Raw genomic sequence first — 18,467 nt, forward strand, 5'->3', positions numbered from 1 at the left:
TATTAACAGTCTGGGCCTCCGGTAAACATGAGAACTCCCTCAGAAGAAGCTGTGAACGCCGCATATTCAGCGATCTGTGGTTATTGACCGTGCGCACGCGGTTTCCGATCTCGAGCGCACACCGAGAGCACTCACCTGCAGGAAATATCTACCGTAAACTATGCAATTGTGCAGCTATACCGCGAGACCATCATCAACCATGCCCTGGAGCTTCTCGACGCCTATGGGCTGGCGGATATGACGATGCGGCGGGTAGCAAGCTCCCTCGGTGTAGCCGCGGGAGCTCTCTATTGGCATATCGCAAACAAGCAAGAATTAATTACAGCCGTCGCCACAAAAATCCTTACTCCGGTTCTTGTGCTTGACGACGAATCCAGCCCGCAGGAGTTTTGCACAAAGCTGCGTGCAACCTTACTGCGCCACCGCGATGGCGCCGAGCTGGTGCACGCGGCATCATCGCAGCCGCATTCACCGCTGTGGTCCCAGCTGTGTGAACTTTTAGCGCGCAGCATACAACAAGAATTGGTGAACGAAGGCCTGCTGCCACACAATGCCCACGGCGCCCCCGGCGCCCCCGACCCGCAAATTGCAGATGAAACCGCTGCAGAAATATCCGCTGCCACCACATCTGCCCTGCACCTTATTTTTGGCGCCAGCATAATGGAGCAATCCGCCAAGCAACTGTTGGAAGCCACGCAGTCTGCTCACAAACCTAGACTGCCCGCGAGTGCCGCCGCCAAACCCCCTGGCGGACTACATTCAACAGAAGCAACGTTTCGCCGAGTTACTGACGACGTCCCACGCGGCATTACCGTTTTATTAGCTGGCCTGAAAACTCGGTTAAATAACGTAAATAACGACGTAAATAACCAGAAAGGATCCTTGCCGTGACTCAAGCACACAACGCCACGCTGACAGTATCGAATGAAGAGATCACAATAATGCGCAGCGAGTTATCTGCTGCTTTGTTTCGCAGCGCGGATTCTGCTGCAAAGTCCCGCGTCGTCTCCAGCATCCGCATCACTGACATCACTGGAATCTCCGCGACTGAACCGACAGCACTCAACTGCGGTTTCGTCGAATTACAGGGCGTGGGTGCAGGCTCGGCGCCAGAAAGAATAATCTTTCCTCCCGGTGAATCCGGCACCAAAGCACTCCAGGCGTTCATCAGCGATGTTCGTGATGCGCAACAAGGCGATGCCCCTGCTGACGGTGCGGTAGCAGGCTTGAACTTCGTCGCGATCAGCGTAGAAGCTGCGCCCGCCGGTGTTGCCAACGATTCCGAACCGCTTATCGACACCACTGTCTTTAGCGATGGCCAGGCTGGCGAATCACGCAGTTTCGGCCCCGCGGAATTTTCCCAACACGTGCAAGAAAACCCAGCACTAGCCAACGGCACCACGCCACTGATCGCCCACAATGGCTTTTACCATGCGGCGCTGCTACAGCGCGCCGTGCCGAAGGCAGCATTACACTACGGCTGCACGTTAGCCCTGGCCCGTGATGCCAGCGCGCGGGCAGTTATCGAGGTAGCCGACCATAGCCTGAAAGCCGTAGCCCAGGCCGTCGGGGTTACGGCCGAGCAAGATTCCGCCCGCACGGTTGGAGATGTGTTGGTTGCCCTGGCGCTGCGCGAACACCACCGCGGTAGTGTCGCCGATTTATTCGGTGCTGCTGATTTTGCTTTGGGTGAATTGCACGATGGCACCCACCGACCGGTCTTGCGCACCGATTTAAGCCACAAACCCGGAGGTGGGACTGAAGGCGCAAACTCCAGTGGCAACGGCTCCGATGCACACGGCGCGGCTGCGGATCAACCGAGTCAGCAACCGTCGTCAACAAGCAAAAAATCTGGCAAATCGGGGCAACCTGCACCGTGGCAGGCCGTCGCCACCCCGGATACGGTTCCGGAAGCCAACGACGATGCCGACTCTCACCACCCATTATTCGGCCAACATGTCACCCTGACCGGTGAATTCGAACCCTATGACAAAGGGCGGCTGTGGGACGATATCGCCGCACGCGGCGCGCAGATTGGTAAAAATGTCACCAAGAAAACGACCATTCTGGTGGTCGGCGAATGGGCAAAGAAGACGTCAAAAGAAAAGCGCGCCGAAGAACTCAATGAAAAAGGCCAGGGCATCGAGATTTGGCCGGCATCGAAGTTATTCGCAGCGCTGGGTCTGGATGAACAACCGCCGTTTTAAGCCACACTCGGTGATTTTTCCGCCGCAGCTAGTGTGAACAAGGTAATCTCATCGAGAAACGTGCAACCTAGCTGGCAGGAAAATCATGACAGCCCCACACAAAACGCCGAATAAACGGCGTGGATTCAAACTACAAACCGACCCGTTCGTCTTTTTCACCGCCACCATTTTTGTGGTGGTTTTTGTTGCCGGGACCATCGCCTTCGGCGCACGCGCCCGCGACCTCTACAGCGATGTCTCTGACAGCCTGCTGAAAAACTTCGCGTGGCTTTACATCGGTGGTTTTTCGGTGATCTTCGTGTTCCTCATCGGCATTTTCGTCTCCAAATTCGGCAACCTGCGCCTCGGAGATGACGACGACGAACCAGAATTCTCCTTGCCGGTGTGGTTCGCCATGCTTTTTGCCGCTGGCCTGGGCGCGACGTTGCTGTTCTGGGGCGCTGCCGAGCCTATCCACCACGCGTATAACCCGCCGCGTGGCGATCTGGAACCGATGAGCCAACAGGCCATTGTGCAGGCTTTTGAATACACTTACTATCACTTTGCCGCACACATGTGGGTCATATTCGTGCTGCCGGGCTTAGCCATGGGCTATTTCATCTACAAGCGCAAAATGCCCGCCCGCATCTCTTCTGTGTTCTCGCCGTTTCTGGGCGGGATGGTGTATCGCTGGCCGGGCAAGCTCATCGACGCGATGTCGATCATCGGCACGATCTTCGGCCTGGCGGTTTCGGTCGGCCTGGGGGTTTTGCAGATCAATGCCGGCTTGAACATCATGTGGGGCGTGCCGCTGGTCGGCTGGGTGGAATTGCTGATCATCGTCGTCATCACCGTGATCGCCTCGATTTCTGTGGCCACTGGTTTGGATAAAGGCGTGAAGATCCTCTCCAACCTGAACATCCTCGGTGCCGTTTTGCTGATGCTCTTCGTTCTGGCCATGGGCCCAACGCTTAAGGTGATTAACCACACCACCGAAGCATTCGGGTTGTACGCCAGCACCCTGCCAGAGCTGATGTTCTGGGTGGATTCCTATAACGAAAACCCCGGCTGGCTGAACTCTTGGACCGCGTTCTATTGGGCCTGGACGATTTGTTGGTCGCCGTTCGTCGGCATGTTTATCGCCCGCATTTCTAAGGGTCGCACCGTGCGTGAATTCATCGGTGGTGTGTTGGCCTTGCCGACGATTTTCGTGATCGTGTGGTTCTCGGTTTTCGGCCGTTCGGCCATCGAGATGGAACTCGACGATCCGGGTGTGCTGACTGGCCCGGTGGTAGAAGAAGGCAACACACCAGTCGCGCTATTCGCACTGTTGGAGCAATACCCGCTCTATGCGGTCTCCGGCACGCTCGCACTGGCCGTGATCACGATCTTCTTTATCACCTCAATCGACTCCGCCGCGCTGGTCATGGACACCTTCGCCACTGGTGAAGAAGCCAAATCACCGACCTATTACCGCGTTGCCTGGGCAATTGCTGTCGGTGTAGTCACCGCTGCCCTGCTGTTTATCAACGAATCAGGCATTGAGGCCATCCAGGAAGTCGTCACCATCGTCGCGTTGCCGTTTTTCATCATGCAAGGATTCATCATGATCTCACTGCTGAAGGGCATGGGCGATGACTTCGCAGCCGAAAAGCGCGTGCGCACCCGCCGCTGGGAAAAGACAGACACCCCCGAAAAACTCAAGCAAGCAGAGGACAAACCAGCTCCGGGCTACGACAAAGACGGCAACGAGCTAGACGCCCCAGAATTCGAATACGAAGAAGGCGACGGCTGGAAACTCACCGGTAACGTCACCGTGGAAACGGATAAAGACGACTAGCGCTTATTGCTAGTCGCCTTTGGCTCGGTCAATACCTACACGTTGATCGCTTACCGCACTACTCACCCAGCAGCGATGGCACTTAGCTCAAGTTTTTGTCCTTAGTTTCTTTTGCAAATAGCCCGGCTAATAGTGTCACACTTGCTACAACGATGAGATAGATCTGGAACCAGAAATCTTTATCAGCATTGCTCAGCCACTGATTAACATAAGGCGCTGTCCCACCGAACATAGCTGTTGCCAGCGACAGCGTTGTGGCCACGCCGGTCGCGCGATATTTGGTCGGCAAACTTTCAGCCCATAAGGCACCATTGATACCGAACAACATCGCCAAAACCGTTAGTGAAACAACCATTGCAACAACTAATGTGATGAATGATCCGCTCAGAATGCTGTAAAAAGGAATTGTGAGTGCAATGAATCCTGCTGAGAAACCGATAACTAATGGTTTCCTGCCAACCTTGTCGCCGAGGTAGCCAAACAACAAAATCATCAGCAAGAAGATCACTTGTGCGACGAGGCTAGCTGCTAGTGTGCTGTCTGGCGATTGCTCAAACTTAATTTGTGCATGGGTCGGCAAATACAATAGCCAGTTATAAAACATTAGGGAACCGCCAGCGGAAGTCACGAAGATCAGCAGCAGCCCACGCCAGTAACCAAAAATCCCACTCTTTTCAGCTAACGGTGCCGTAGAGATCGCATCATTTGTCGAAGTGCGACTTTCAGATGTCTCCACAATGTTCTTCCTCAGCCACAGCGCATATAACCCTAGAACTCCGCCGATGAGGAATGGAACCCTCCAACCCCAAGAATCAATCATCGATTCGTCGAGCATTATATTGAGCAATAACCCGATGATGGTTGCGAGCATGGTGCCCATAACGACACTTACCCAAGAAGTCGATCCAAATAATGCACGTTTCCCGTTCGGAGCGCGCTCCACGAGGTAGGTCATAGACGTACCCATTTCACCGCCATGAGCTAATCCCTGTAAAAGCCTTGCTCCGACGAGAATTACAGCAGCCCAGACCCCCACGGAAGCTGCTGTTGGAGCCATCCCGATAACGAGTGAGCCACCAGCCGTTAACATCATCGCCAAAAACAACGCTTGCTTGCGTCCTGCTTTATCGGCAAATCTGCCAAAAACGAAGCCGCCTACCGGCCGTGCGATGAACCCGATTGCAAATACTGCCAACGTGGACAACAACGCACTCGCTGGATCATCGTCAATGAAGAGTTTGGCCGCAAAATAAGGTGCGAAGATTGTATATATGTTCCAGTCATACCATTCCAGAATGTTGCCAAAATTGACGGCGACAAGATCTTTTAAGCGGCGGCCTTTTGTTTGTCTGGTCATGCGGAGCCTTCCAAACCAGACTGGGCATCTCCATCGGCCCCAGGAACACGCATTTCAAAGGTTTCTCGAACGACTGTGTAGTCAAAGTAGCCCAGCCTAGCTATCGGCATGATCTTCTCAATATCGATCTTGCCGGCATCGGTGATGACCTTATCGTCGATATGAATTACTTCTACCCTTGCAAAGACGACGTCGATAGTTCCTACATTCGAATTACCGGGCAACCTGTGAGTCGAAAGATAACGGCATTCAAACTTGATCGGTGATTCTTTGACCATCGGAATATTGCCATTATCGGAATACTCTTTCGTGACATCGAGATGATCCCACTCGCTTTCTTTAGGATCCAATGCCATCGCTGATTTATTGACTTCTTCTCGGAGGTCATATGTGGCCATATTCCAGACAAACCAACCGGTCTTTTCCGCATTCAGCACCGTGTCTTTTCGACGACCATCGGGGTATTGATTCGCGGAGAACATCACCATTGGAGGATCAAAAGTTAAGTTCTGCCACTGGCTATATGGAGCAATATTTTCTTCTCCGTCTTCACTAACCGAAGACAACCAACCGATTGGGCGCGGGACCGTACTCGACTTAAATGGTGAATACGGCAGCGGATTCTTTTCTTGCATTGGGTGCCATTTCATAGCAACTCCCTCCTAGTGAACTACATCTCATTTAAAAATATATCATAAATATATTTGAGATATGCATAACCGGATTTTGCTGCCCTCTAGTCGTTTGGGAAAATAAGTTGTGAGCAAATCAGAAGATGCCTACATCCAGTTGTGCCATGACATCGAATTTGGAGAACTTGCGGCTGGCGATGTATTTACTGAATCCGATCTCAGCAATCGCTTAGGCATCGGCCGCACCCCCTTGCGCGAAGCTCTCCAGCGCTTAACGCGTGAACATATCATTTCGGTCGGAGGCCGTGCTGGGATTCAAATTCCACCGCTATCTGTTGACGATCAACTAGGTCGGCTAGAAGTACGCCGCGCGTTAGAATGTTTGACGGTTGCTCTTAGCGCAGAACGTGCATCCGACAAAGATTTGCAAGATCTGCTGGGGATCAAAAACGCCCTTGCACAAGTAACCGAACCTCATAGATACCTCGGATTACTTCGGCAGACCCAAGAACTAATTCTGCAGCATACAGGTAATTCATATCTGCAAGAAGCTATGAAACCACTGTTGTTACTCTCTCGGCGCTTTTGGCGTGCTTACCTCAAATATTTTGATAAGAGCGTCGCGCATGGCAAACAACATCATCTAATCATTATTGACGCAATACTTCGCCGCGATGCTGCTACAGCTCAAGAGGCTGCCCTTGGGCTCAACGATTACCTAGTAGATTTCACGCTAGGAGTAGCAAAAAAGCAAGCATCTATCGTGCGTAAGGGAGACGCGTTTTTCCATAGCCGCCCTCTCCAGCAGTGACCTTATAAAAGCACTCGACATGCTAGACACCTGGTGATTAATGCTCACTAAACATACATTAATTGCATCATAACTCGGGTACCTAGCAATACTGCCGCACTACTCCCCCAGCAGTGACGGCACCGCGCTCAGCAGTTCGCGGGTATAGCTGTGCTGCGGGTTGGCAAAAATCTCGTCGGTGGAGTTTTCTTCGATGATTTCACCGGCCAACATCACGCAAATCCGGTCAGACACATAGCGCACAGTGTTGATGTCGTGCGAGATGAACACAAGGCCAAGTCCCATTTCACGCTTCAGGTCCAGCAACAGGTTGAGCACCTGCGCACGCACCGAAACGTCGAGGGCCGACGTCGGCTCGTCGGCGATGATCACATCCGGTTCGAGCACGAGCGCACGAGCGATAGCCACGCGCTGGCGCTGCCCACCGGATATCTGGCGCGGCAGCACGTTGAGCGCAGATTGCGGCAAGCCGACCATCGCAAGCAGCTCCCGCACCCGCTGCAAACGCTCACTTGCTGAACCAATTCCGTGCACGTTCAATGGATCGAGCAATTGTTGTTGCACACTCATGCGCGGGTTGAGTGAGGTCGCCGGGTCCTGGAAGACCACAGAAACCGCTTTGCCCATCTTTTTCCGAGCAGCACGCCCCCATCCTAGCTGCTCGCCTTTGAACAGCACGTCGCCAGATGTCGGCCGCTGCAGGCCCACCATGACCTTCGCCAGGGTTGATTTACCACAACCTGATTCGCCGACGATACCGACGATGTCGTTGCGATAAATCTGGAAATTGATGTTCTTGTTGGCGTGCACTTTATTCGGGCTAAACAGCTTACCCGTGCGGGTTTTGAAGGTCACGCTGGTATCACGTAGCTCGAGAACCGGCTGACCTGCAGCAGGCTGGGTCGCGGAGGATTCCGTTTCCGTCTTGTTCGTCTGACTCTTGTCCGTCTGACTCATTGGCCTCTAGCCTTCCTGTTCCGAGCTTGTGCGCACGGACTCCAACTCGTCGGTGCTCGCATAATAATGAGTGGACGTCGCCGCATCACCAATCAAACGCAGCGTGGGTTTTTCTTCTAGCCCAGCCTCCGGGTAGGACGAACGTGGTGCGAAACGATCACCCGAGACGAACTCCGTCGGCGATGGCACGGTACCCGGGATCTGGTAGAGCCGCTGCGCATTAGCTTCGACAGACAGCACCGCACCGAGCAACCCGCGGGTGTACTCGTGGGTGGGCGCGGCCAGGATCTCTTGCGTCGACCCTTGTTCGACGACCTGGCCGGCGTACATCACGGTGATTTTATCTGCCATGCGCGCCACCAAGGCAAGATCGTGCGAGACAAAGATCATGGCAAAACCGAGCTTTTCCTGCAGGTCATTGAGCAAGTCGACAACCTGTTTTTGCACCGTCACGTCGAGAGCCGTGGTCGGCTCGTCTGCGATGAGCAAGCGCGGGTTACGCGTCAGAGCCATCGCGATCAGCACGCGTTGGCGCTGGCCACCAGAAAGCTCGTGTGGGTACGACTTCAGCGTGCGATCCGGGTCCAGACCAACGAGCTCCAACAATTCGCGCGCACCGCGTTTGCCACCGCGCTTTATCAGCTGCGCCATCTGCGACTTGATCAACATCGACGGGTTCAACGAGGACAACGCATCCTGGTAAATCATCGCGATCTCGTGGCCACGCAACGCGTTGTGCTGCTTGGCGCTGAGTTCGAGAATATTTTTATCGTCATACGAGACCGTTCCGGAGCAATTCGCAGATTCCGGCAGCAATCCCATAATTGACATCGCGGAGATGGATTTGCCGCATCCAGACTCACCTACCAGCCCCAGGGTTTCGCCTGGAGCGACAGAAAAGTTCACCCCATCGATAATGTCGACCTCACCGTGGGCATCAGGGAAACTGATGCGTAGGTCTTTGACTTCGAGCAAAGGAGCAGCGCTTTTTTGTGCGCCAGCTGCGTCGGCGCCCGCATTTTGCGCTCCGCCACGCGGTGCCGTAGCCACGGATGAGTTGCGCAGCGCAGCGAGGGATTTCGCGAGAGCTTCGTCTGCATCTTCTTGCGAGGTCGCGCCCAAGGTTTTAACCTGCGCGGCGTTTTCTACCTTGGCAGCCGTGCGGGCGTCGTCGGCAATCGGCTTACGTGCCGGCGGTGATGCCAACGCATCGGTCATGCCTTCGGACATGATGTTGAGACACAACACGGTGATCAACAGCATCAACCCCGCAAAGAACGTCGGCCACCAGGCACCGGTGAGCAATACACCCTGGCCGTTGGACAAGATATTGCCCCACGACGGGTTCGGCGGTGCCACGCCAGCATTGATGAACGACAGGGATGCTTCCAGCACAATCGCATCCGCCACCAGTACGGTAGCGAATACCAGCACCGGCGCGATGCAGTTACGGGCAACTTGTTTGAGCAAAATATGTGGTATCGAAGCGCCCATCACACGAGAAGCGGAAACATAGTCTTCCCCGAATTGCCCCAGCACGTTAGCGCGGATGATGCGCGAAAGCTGCGGGGTGTAAACGAAGCCAATCGCAATGATCAAGATGGCTACGTTATTGCCCCACACAGCAACGAAGACCGCAGCCAAGGCGATCGCGGGAAAAGACATCACGATGTCCAAGATCCGCATGAGCACCTCAGAGACCACTTTGTTGGATGTCGCAGCGATCGATCCAAGAACTGCCGCGGCTACCAACGCCAAGCCGGTAGCCAGCAAGCCAATTAACAGCGACGAGCGGGCACCATAAATCACGCGCGACAAAATATCGCGGCCAACGGCATCAGTGCCGAACCAGTGCTCACCGGATGGCGGCTGAATTGGGGTTCCCGTAGCCAGAGGATCATGCGGGGCAATCAGCGGAGCAAAGATCGCTGCGAGTACCACGAGGCCTAAAACCACCATGGAAACTTTGGATTTCAGCGGCAGGTTTTTCACGCCGGAAAATCGCGCGCCCGCTTTATTCTCGAGCCGTTGCGTGGTTCGTGCTCGTAGCATTAGATGCTCCTAATTCGTGGATTAACCAGCACATAGAGAATATCGACGATGATGTTGATGACAATGAATGCAATCGCGACCACCAGCGTGACTCCCTGCACGAGGTAGACGTCGTTACGCACGACGCCATCAAGAATTAGCTGGCCCATAGCTTGAATGTTGAAGATGATCTCGATGACAGCCGCGCCGCCCATCAGGTAGCCGACTCGCAAACCCAACACGGTAATCGGGGTGATCAGCGCGTTGCGCAAAACGTTGCGACCAATTACTTCACGGCGCGGAACTCCAGCACCGATGGCCATGCGGACGTAGTCTTTATCCAGCTCTTCCACCATGGATGTACGCACAACGCGAGTCAGCGAACCTGCCACGGGCACGGCCAAGGCGACGGCTGGCAAGAAGATATTATTCGCCCACGTCGCTGGGTCTTGGCTAAACGGCACCCAGCGCGCAACTACCGCGGGAAATGCTCCCCAACCACCTGGGATGGTACCCAGCCATTGGATCAGCAAAATCGCCAGCCAAAACGATGGGGTTGCTAGCGCCGCAATGGACAGCACGCGGATGACTTGGTCCACCCATTTTTCGCGATAGATAGCAGCCAGCACACCCAACACCACGGACACGACCACGGCCAGCAGCAGTCCGGTAAACGTCAACTGCAGGGTGATCGGAAAGGCGTGCGCGATCCTTTCGGTGACGGGGACGCCACCGGAAGACAGGCCAAGATCACCTTGGACCATGTTCGCCAAGAACTGGCCATAGCGCACCAACAGCGGATCATTGAGGCCGTGCTCTTCGCGGTAGGCTTCCAGCGCTGCGGGCGAAGCTGTCTCACCGAGCGCCAGGCGTGCCGGATCTGCTGGCGAGAACGACATGATGAAAAACACCAGGAAGGTCACGCCGAGGACCATGATCGGCAGCGCCAGCAGTCTTCGCCCGATCAGGCGGATAAGATTCGACATTGCGAGTGCCTTTTATACCCTTAACTATTCAGTGGTACCGGTGCCCAAGAAATACAGTCCGGTAACCGGAATCGGCTCGAAATCAACCAGGGTGCTGTTATCCCAAGCGCTTGGGGCCTTGCGGTGGAACAGCGGGTAGAGCGGGACTTCGTCGGCAAGCACGTCGAAGGTTTCGTTCCAGATTTCCTGCTGCTTGGATTCGTCAGTTTCCTGCAGGCCTTCCTCGAGCAAGGTCTGGATCTTCTCGTAGCCCTCGTTGTTCCAGTGCATACGCGTCTGCGTCCAGGTGTCGTTTCCGTACCACCAGCGCATCAACAGGTTCGGGTCGTTACCGAAAACGGACGGATCTCCCGGAGCAATGACGACGTCATAGGCTTCTGGTTTGCCGTCGATAGTGTTGTAGACATCCGAGGATTTCTTCTCTTCGAATTCCACCTCGACGCCAGCTTCTTTCAGGCTTTCCTGGATGATCGGCGATACCAGTTTCACCCAGTCATGGTCGGTGGCCAGCAGACGCAATGTGCTCACGCCAGCTTTTTCGAAGAGCTCTTTCGCCTTTTCCGTGTCGTGCTCATACACGGTGGCAGCCTCATGGAAGTTCGGGTGCTCGGTGTCGAGGAAGGACTTGGCTGCAGTGGCCTGGCCCTGCATGGCGTTTTCGATAATCTTGTCCATATCGAGCGCGTACAGGAATGCCTGGCGGGCATCTTTATCAGAGAACTGGTTCGACGGATCGTTGTTGAACATCGAGAACAGCAAACCGAAGCCTTGCTCGGATTCGAGTTCGTTGGTGGCAGCAACGGTGTCTACATTGAGGTAAGGCACCGCGTCAATCGCCTGGACCTGCTGCGACTGCAATGCGTTGATACGAGTCGAGGCATCCGGGATGATGTCCCACTCCATTTTCGCCGAGCGCGCTGGGCGGTCACCGTTGTAGTGCTCGTTGCGCTCGAACTTGATCGTGTTCGTTGCTCCACCGTTATCCGTCATGGTGTACGGGCCGGAACCAACCGGGTTGTTGTCGAAGGCCTTTGGATCTTCCTCAACGACGTCTTTCGGCACGATCTTGACCGTCGACAAGCGCTCGGCCAGCACGCCGGTCGGGTGCTTCAGGGTGAATTTCACGGAGGTGTCGTCGACCTTTTCCACCGATTCGATGAAGTCGATGAACGAGGCATACAGCGATTCGTTGCTTTCATCCATCACGCGCTCGAAGGAATAGACGACGTCGTCGGCAGTCACGTCGTTGCCGTTCGAGAACTTCGCGCCTTCACGCAGCTTGACGGTAGCTTCGGTGTCATCGCCCGATTCTGGTACCTCAGCAGCAAGCGCGGCGTAGGTGGAGCCGTCGGTTTGATCCAGTTCGGTCAAACCTTCCAGCGTGTGCCAGTTCGCTGCCAGGGTGAGCGCTGCGGTGGTGGTCATCGGGTCGTAGCCATTGGTGCCGAGCTCATAGGAGATGGCGGCGCGGATAGTGCCTTCTTCGTTGACCTCACCCGATGCTTGGGAGTCGGAGGATCCAGACGAGCTGCTAGAGCCGTTAGAGCTGGAATCTTGTGCCCCAGATGAGTCTTGGTCAGGTGCGCAGGCAGCCAATGCGAACGTCATGCTGGTAGCTGCAGCAACCATTCCGATCCTGCGGATAATGGAAAGCTTCGAAGTCATGAGGTCTTGATCCTTTCTGTCAAGGCCCTATCGCGTATCGCGTCGTTGGCATGGCAGCCGCGCCAAGTTTGTGCGGCCCAGCGTGATATCCCACGACGGAACCCGAAGGTGTGAACGTGATCATATAATATGTCAGACATCTGACTTCCAACAACTATTTTGGCCCTAACTTTTCTCACACAATTGCAAAATTGCCCGTTTACCAAGGTCACCCGCTTTGCCTTGGCACCACCGCGGGGGTAACCTCACCTGTTCATCCCCATCGTTTCCGAAAGGAACCACAGTGAATCAACGCACCAACGCCGCCACACTGGCAGTCAATGGAATCACTGATTACATCAAAAAACACGAATTAAAACCCGGGGATTCGCTACCGACGGAAGCCCGCCTGTGCGAAGCACTTGATTTATCCCGCTCGTCCGTGCGCGAAGCCGTGCGCACCCTAGCCAGCCTCGACATCGTGGAAGTGCGCCACGGGCACGGCACCTTCGTCGGCTCGCTGTCGTTGTCACCGCTGGTGCAGGGCCTGGTGCTGCGCACGGTGATTGATTCCGCACACTCGCTCGACCATCTCCGTGAGGTCGTTGAGGTGCGCATTGGACTGGATCTGTCCATGGCCGACGAGCTCTGCGATGCATTTACTGACGGCGATGCCACCTACTTGTTAGCGCTTGTCGACGAAATGCGCGCGCAGCACGCTGCTGGTGAATCATTCGCGGCCCAAGACCGCGCCTACCATCGCCGCCTGCATTCCTTGGTGTCGAACAACTTGATTCGCGAGCTTTCCGACGCATTCTGGCAGGTGCACATGGACGTTCTGCCATTGATGAAACTGCAGATGCCCGGTGATATTGAAATCACCATTGAGGCCCATGCCGCGATAGTTCAGGCACTGCAAGCTGGTGATGCGCAGCGCTACCGGCAGGTCATCATCGAGCACTATGCACCGCTACAACGCGCCATCGCCGCGCATTCTGCATAGGCCAGGCATCTCGCACGGCGTCGGCTCAGCGAGCTGGCCAGCGCCCCGGGCCAGCGCCGTCGCCAAGCGCTGGCAGCGCCGCCGAGCCTGCAGAACTACTGCTGTTGAAACCTACTATTGCTGAAACGCTGCCGCGAATGACGCGGTAATCCAGCCCGGATCAGTAATCGCGGTGCCCACGATGACGGCATCCGCGCCATGTTTGATCCCCTCGGCCACCGCAGCGGGACTGTGAAAACGCCCTTCGCCAATCACAAAGGCATCGCCGCCGACTAGTTCGCGCCCCCGCGCCAGGCATTCCAAGTCCGGGCCCGAAGTTTTTTCCCGGTGCTCGGTATAGCCAGCCAAGGTCGTCGAGATGATATCCGCGCCATCACGATGCGCTGCCGCCATTTCTTCCGGGGTGGCACAATCGGCCATGATCACGACACCGAGTTCATGGGCTAAATCCACCAACTCAGCGAAAGTTGAGCCATCGGGCCGTGGCCGAAATGTAGCGTCTGCGCACACCACCGCGGCGCCAGCTGTAGCAACCGCACGCACCGATTCCTTCGTCGGAGTGATATAAACCCCGGTATCGCCTTCTTTGGTCAAGCCGAAAACCGGCACGTCGACCGCGTTCGCAATCGAGGAGATATCTTCTACCCCACCGTATCCCCCGCAGCGAATCGCTGGTGCGCCCCCGGCGACGCAGGCGCGCGCGACGTGCGTCAACGTGTGAGTATCGCGCATGGCGTGCCCGTCCGGAGCTTGTACCGAAACCACCAGGTGGCCGCGCACAATATCGATGATTTCTTCTCGCCGCCCTGCGACGTCGGTGGCACTAAACGTAAATGGCATTGCTCGTGTGCTTTCTACTTGGTACCTACTACATACCTATTACAAGGAACTTTTATTTATTCTGCATATGCCCGCGCATAGGCAGCCGCGCCCATCAGTGGTGCGAGCTTGCCCAGTTCCGAGGCCACGATCGGCACGCGCTGCGTCGAATCAACTGCCCAGTGCGCAAAACCTGCCCGCAGCGCACCAAGTATTGGTTCACCAAGCCCACCGACACCACCGCCAATAACGATGCCGTCGATGTCCAGGGCGAACGATAGCCCTGCCAATGCACGGCCGAAACCACGGAGGTTTCCGTCGACAACCGCGAAGGCCAGGCGGTCGCCATCGTGATACCGCTCCATGATTTCCGGCAGGCGCAGATCATCCTCTCGGCCGGGGTGATCCCAAGCAATCGGTTCGGAGAATTCTGGATCACGCGATAGCACGTTGTAGTAGCGCGCCAAGGAATTTCCTGAGCAAGTATTTTCCACGCGCTCGGCCAATCCACGCAGGTCGGCCACCAACAGCTCAGAAAACTCACCTGCCGAGCCGGTCGTTCCAGATACCAGCTCGCCATCAGTCACGATAGCTCCCCCGACACCCGTGCCCAGTGACAAATAGATCACGCGCCCACTCATCTTGCGACCAGCACCGTAAATGTGTTCACCAAAGGCCCATACGCGAACGTCGTTATGACAGGCGACGGGAACATTGGTGTGCCGGGCGATGATGTCTTCGACGATCGTGCCCTGCCAACCTGGCACCGTGGGGCCAGAGCGCAAAATCGTTCCGCTGGGCCCGCGCACGATGCCCGGCGCGCCGACCCCAATGCGGTCCGGGGTTATTCCGGCTGCTTGGGCGTCGGCAAGCGCTATGCTTACGGCTTTGTCGAATTGGTTGGCCAGTAACGAGTCGTGTGGCTGGGCCGGGACCGTCCCGCTTGCAACCGCGTGGGTGGGATCGTCGTCGTGGACGATGCCGTAGGCGATTTTGGTGCCACCGATATCGAAACACAGTGTGCTTGGCACGGTTATGCACCGTGGCTGTGCTCGTCGACGATGGCAGCAACCTGGGAGTGTTCGTCGTCGTTCAACGGCACGTGGGTGGGTGACATGCGTGGCGAAGCGAAAATACCGAGGTGGTGCAGTGCGGATTTGAATCCGCCGAGACCTGCTGCAGATCCGCCCATGCGTGCGCCGTCACCAACGAAGGCGACGGTCATGAGTTTGTTGATGCGTTCTTGGATCTCAACGGCGCGGTCCCATTGCTTCGAGGTGCATGCCTCGTGCAGTTCTACGTACGCGTACGGGTCGACGTTGCCCAGGCCTGGGACCACGCCATCGCAACCGCCGAGGTAGGCGTAGTCGACGGTCATTTCCGAGCCGGTCAAGATAACGAAATTGTCCAGCTGTGCTTCTTTGCGGGCGGCGACGATCGCGCGGGTGTAATCGTCTTTGCCCCCGGAGTCTTTGATGCCAGCCAATACGCCTTCTTGTGCGAGGTTGATCAGCATGGGGATTTCCAGCACGACGTTGACTGAAACCGGAAGGTTGTAGGCGAAAAGTTTAAGTTCCGGCGCTGCGGCGTGGATTTGGCGGAAGTGCTCGGCGATTTCGTTGGGGTGGGTGCGTACATAGAACGGCGCGGTGACAACCAGGGCATCGACGCCGCGTTCGCGGGCGTCGGCGACGTGTTCCAGGCAGCGCGGGGTGGTCATGTCGATGACACCGGCGGCAACTGGCAGGCGACCGGCATTTTGCTCGATGATGGTATCGAGCACTATCTGGCGGTTTTCCCTGGTCAAAAACGCGACCTCGGCGGATGAGCCGAGGGCGAAAAGTCCATGGATTCCCGCTTTAATCATGCGCTCAACCTGCGCACGCAAGGACTCGGTGTCGATGGTGAAATCTTCGTTAAATGGGGTGACGATCGGCGGTACTACCCCATGGAACGGCGTGATGTTTTCTGGCATGTCTTCTGCGCTCCTGACGACGTGCGTGTATGGTTCGTGCACAACTTTCTGCAAACATCATACGTCTTATGTCTGGGTGGGGTAGAATTTCGACAAAGCATTTCGCAGGTACACCTTGCAGGAACCACTCCACAGGAGAACCATGACCCCTTCTGTTTCTGCCGGAAAGCCCACGCTTCCGCATCATCTCGAAGGCAGACTCGTCACCGCACAGCAGGTGTGGAACAACGCACGCATCACCCTCGATGGCTACGGCGTGGTCACCTGCGTCGAGCCACTACCCGGGGAAGGCGGGATCACTTGGGTTCCTGGCTTCGTCGACGTGCACAATCACGGCGGCAACGCCGGGGCCTTTCCCACCGGGAGCACCGATGATTGTCGACGGGCGGCGTTGTATCACCGCAGCCACGGCACCACACGCATGCTGGCCAGCCTGGTTTCTGGCACGGGCGACGAATTAGCGCGACAGTCTGCACGTCTGGCCCCGCTTGTCGACGAAGGTCTGATCGAGGGCATCCACATGGAAGGCCCGTTTATCAATCCAGGTAAATGCGGCGCGCAAGATCCGAGCAAGATCATGCCCGGCGATCCGGAGGTTTTTGCCCGCGTGATCGATGCTTCTGACAACACGGTCCGTTCTATTACCTTCGCACCCGAGACTGAACACGTCGATGAACTGTTGCAGCTCTGCGCGGAACACGACATCATCGCATCATTGGGGCACTCGAACGCTGATTACAACACCACGTTGGCTGTGATCAACCACGCGGGCCAATTGGGGGTAACGGTCACCGCAACGCACCTCTTTAACGCGATGCCGCAGATCCACCACCGCGCCCCCGGTGCAGCAGCGGCGTGCCTCGCGGCAGCACGCAGTGGCCAGATCTACCTCGAGCTCATTGGCGATGGCGTCCATCTCGCCGATGGCACCGTGGACATGGTCATGAACGGTGGCAACCCGGGCGCATTCGCCATCACCGATGCGATGGAAGCAGCCGGGCTTGCCGACGGCGCCTACCGGCTTGGCGATCTCGACGTAGCGGTAGAAGCTGGCGTCGCACGTCTGGCCACCAGCGATGGCAGCCCCGGAGCTATCGCAGGCGGCACCACCACGTTGTTCGAGCAGTTCCTCCGCTTTTCGCGGCGCCATAGCCTGTCGGAAGCGGTGGCGTTTACCTCCACGAACGCATTGGCCGTGCTCAACCAGCGCGCTGAGATCCTTGGAAACCCCGTCGACTTGGTGGGCATTAACCCGAATAACTCCATCCACGCGGTGCATACCGTCAGCTAATGCTCCCGCTCACAATAAACATTCCTTGAAAGGCTGCCCAGAGACACCATGGAAATTCTGATCCGCCCCTCCGCATATGCTGTCGCCCAGCAGGCAGCCGATATCATTGCCAGCTACGTGCGCGTCGATCACAACGGCTCCCCGCAAAACCCCGGCGGTGCAGACGACGACAGAGGCGGAGACAGCAACGGAGGTGCCGTGCTCGGGCTTGCCACCGGCTCCACCCCGCTGGCCACCTACCAAGAATTAATCCGCAGGCACAAGCAGGAAGACCTCAGCTTTCGTGGTTGCACAGTATTCATGCTCGATGAATACGTCGGCCTCGCCCCAGACCACGAACAGTCCTATGCCCGCACCATTCGCCGCGAGTTTACTGACCACGTCGATATCGACGATGCCGATGTCTACTCCCCGGCTGGCAACACCGCTGACCCGCTGCAGGCTGCCGCGGATTACGAAGAGCTGATCACCCGCAAACAGGTCGCCATCCAGCTGCTCGGCATCGGCACCAACGGCCATATCGGGTTTAACGAACCGACATCCTCGCTCAATTCAGTGACGCGACTCAAAACCCTACAACCGCAAACCATCGCGGATAACGCGCGCTTTTTCGATTCCGCGGACGAGGTGCCCAAGCACGTTCTCACCCAAGGCCTGGCCACCATCCAGCGTGCCGGGCACCTGCTGCTGGTCGCCACCGGTGCAAACAAGGCCGCGGCCATCGCAGCAGCGGTGGAAGGCCCGCTTTCGTCGATGTGCCCAGCATCCACCCTGCAATTGCACCCACACGCCACCGTGCTGGTCGACGAACAAGCCGCATCGCTACTGACCTTCCGCGAGTACTACCAGTACGCCGACCAAAACAAGCCGTCGTACCAAGCGTATTAACGCCAGTTAACGGATTCAGCAGAATATGGCGTCGGCCACTTCGCCCT

16 protein-coding genes are annotated in these 18,467 nt (G+C 56.5%); 7 read left to right on the forward strand and 9 right to left on the reverse strand.

Annotated features, from left to right (window positions below; all coding sequences use genetic code 11):
* Positions 1–168 precede the first annotated feature (168 nt).
* From U1140_RS05975 to U1140_RS05985, 3 genes are all read left to right on the forward strand, one after another.
* Complete coding sequence (locus U1140_RS05975) at positions 169–891, forward strand: TetR family transcriptional regulator (RefSeq protein ID WP_369846625.1); 723 nt, start codon at positions 169–171, stop codon at positions 889–891.
* Complete coding sequence (locus U1140_RS05980) at positions 888–2,207, forward strand: DNA polymerase III subunit epsilon (RefSeq protein ID WP_369846626.1); 1,320 nt, start codon at positions 888–890, stop codon at positions 2,205–2,207. The genes U1140_RS05975 and U1140_RS05980 overlap by 4 nt, the downstream gene beginning before the upstream one ends.
* Positions 2,208–2,292: 85 nt before the next feature.
* Positions 2,293–4,026, forward strand: coding sequence for a BCCT family transporter (locus U1140_RS05985; RefSeq protein WP_369846627.1), 1,734 nt, complete (start codon positions 2,293–2,295; stop codon positions 4,024–4,026).
* A gap of 82 nt (positions 4,027–4,108) precedes the next feature.
* Here the strand turns inward: U1140_RS05985 and U1140_RS05990 are convergent, their stop codons facing one another.
* On the reverse strand, positions 4,109–5,383 hold the full coding sequence (locus U1140_RS05990; RefSeq protein WP_369846629.1) for an MFS transporter: 1,275 nt from the start codon (positions 5,381–5,383) through the stop codon (positions 4,109–4,111).
* A complete protein-coding gene (locus tag U1140_RS05995) occupies positions 5,380–6,018 on the reverse strand; it encodes a flavin reductase family protein (RefSeq protein ID WP_369846630.1) in 639 nt (212 codons plus the stop codon). Before U1140_RS05995 ends, U1140_RS05990 begins: the two co-directional genes overlap by 4 nt.
* Before the next feature lie 124 nt (positions 6,019–6,142).
* Here U1140_RS05995 and U1140_RS06000 point away from each other — a divergent pair, with 124 nt between their 5' ends.
* Entirely contained in the window at positions 6,143–6,826 is a 684-nt protein-coding gene (locus U1140_RS06000; protein WP_369846631.1) for a GntR family transcriptional regulator, read from the forward strand.
* A gap of 99 nt (positions 6,827–6,925) precedes the next feature.
* Here the strand turns inward: U1140_RS06000 and U1140_RS06005 are convergent, their stop codons facing one another.
* From U1140_RS06005 to U1140_RS06020, 4 genes are read right to left on the reverse strand one after another with little or no spacing between them, the layout of a single operon-like run.
* Positions 6,926–7,783 (reverse strand): ABC transporter ATP-binding protein, encoded by an 858-nt coding sequence (locus U1140_RS06005; RefSeq protein ID WP_369846632.1) that lies wholly within the window; start codon positions 7,781–7,783, stop codon positions 6,926–6,928.
* A gap of 6 nt (positions 7,784–7,789) precedes the next feature.
* Positions 7,790–9,835 carry a dipeptide/oligopeptide/nickel ABC transporter permease/ATP-binding protein gene (locus U1140_RS06010; RefSeq protein ID WP_369846633.1) on the reverse strand — a complete coding sequence of 682 codons (2,046 nt, stop codon included), beginning with the start codon at positions 9,833–9,835 and terminating at the stop codon, positions 7,790–7,792.
* Positions 9,835–10,800, reverse strand: coding sequence for an ABC transporter permease (locus U1140_RS06015; protein WP_369846634.1), 966 nt, complete (start codon positions 10,798–10,800; stop codon positions 9,835–9,837). The genes U1140_RS06010 and U1140_RS06015 overlap by 1 nt, the downstream gene beginning before the upstream one ends.
* Positions 10,801–10,824: 24 nt before the next feature.
* Entirely contained in the window at positions 10,825–12,465 is a 1,641-nt protein-coding gene (locus tag U1140_RS06020) for an ABC transporter substrate-binding protein (protein WP_369846635.1), read from the reverse strand.
* 283 nt (positions 12,466–12,748) lie between these two features.
* Here U1140_RS06020 and U1140_RS06025 point away from each other — a divergent pair, with 283 nt between their 5' ends.
* Positions 12,749–13,447 carry a FadR/GntR family transcriptional regulator gene (locus U1140_RS06025; protein ID WP_369846636.1) on the forward strand — a complete coding sequence of 233 codons (699 nt, stop codon included), beginning with the start codon at positions 12,749–12,751 and terminating at the stop codon, positions 13,445–13,447.
* 114 nt (positions 13,448–13,561) lie between these two features.
* On the opposite strand, the gene U1140_RS06030 is transcribed toward U1140_RS06025, so the two are convergent.
* From U1140_RS06030 to U1140_RS06040, 3 genes are read right to left on the reverse strand one after another with little or no spacing between them, the layout of a single operon-like run.
* The gene (locus U1140_RS06030; RefSeq protein ID WP_369846637.1) at positions 13,562–14,287 is read right to left on the reverse strand and encodes an N-acetylmannosamine-6-phosphate 2-epimerase; all 726 of its coding nucleotides are present in this window, start codon (positions 14,285–14,287) and stop codon (positions 13,562–13,564) included.
* 56 nt (positions 14,288–14,343) lie between these two features.
* Positions 14,344–15,297, reverse strand: coding sequence for an ROK family protein (locus U1140_RS06035; RefSeq protein ID WP_369846638.1), 954 nt, complete (start codon positions 15,295–15,297; stop codon positions 14,344–14,346).
* 2 nt (positions 15,298–15,299) lie between these two features.
* Entirely contained in the window at positions 15,300–16,241 is a 942-nt protein-coding gene (locus tag U1140_RS06040; RefSeq protein WP_369846639.1) for a dihydrodipicolinate synthase family protein, read from the reverse strand.
* A gap of 142 nt (positions 16,242–16,383) precedes the next feature.
* Here U1140_RS06040 and U1140_RS06045 point away from each other — a divergent pair, with 142 nt between their 5' ends.
* Together U1140_RS06045 and U1140_RS06050 are read left to right on the forward strand one after the other, a co-directional pair.
* Entirely contained in the window at positions 16,384–17,532 is a 1,149-nt protein-coding gene (locus tag U1140_RS06045) for an N-acetylglucosamine-6-phosphate deacetylase (RefSeq protein ID WP_369846640.1), read from the forward strand.
* 48 nt (positions 17,533–17,580) lie between these two features.
* Positions 17,581–18,420 (forward strand): glucosamine-6-phosphate deaminase, encoded by an 840-nt coding sequence (locus tag U1140_RS06050; protein WP_369846641.1) that lies wholly within the window; start codon positions 17,581–17,583, stop codon positions 18,418–18,420.
* Positions 18,421–18,467: the final 47 nt, after the last annotated feature.

It is taken from the genome of Corynebacterium drakensteinense, from assembly GCF_041224285.1.
Classification (GTDB): Bacteria; Actinomycetota; Actinomycetes; order Mycobacteriales; family Mycobacteriaceae; genus Corynebacterium.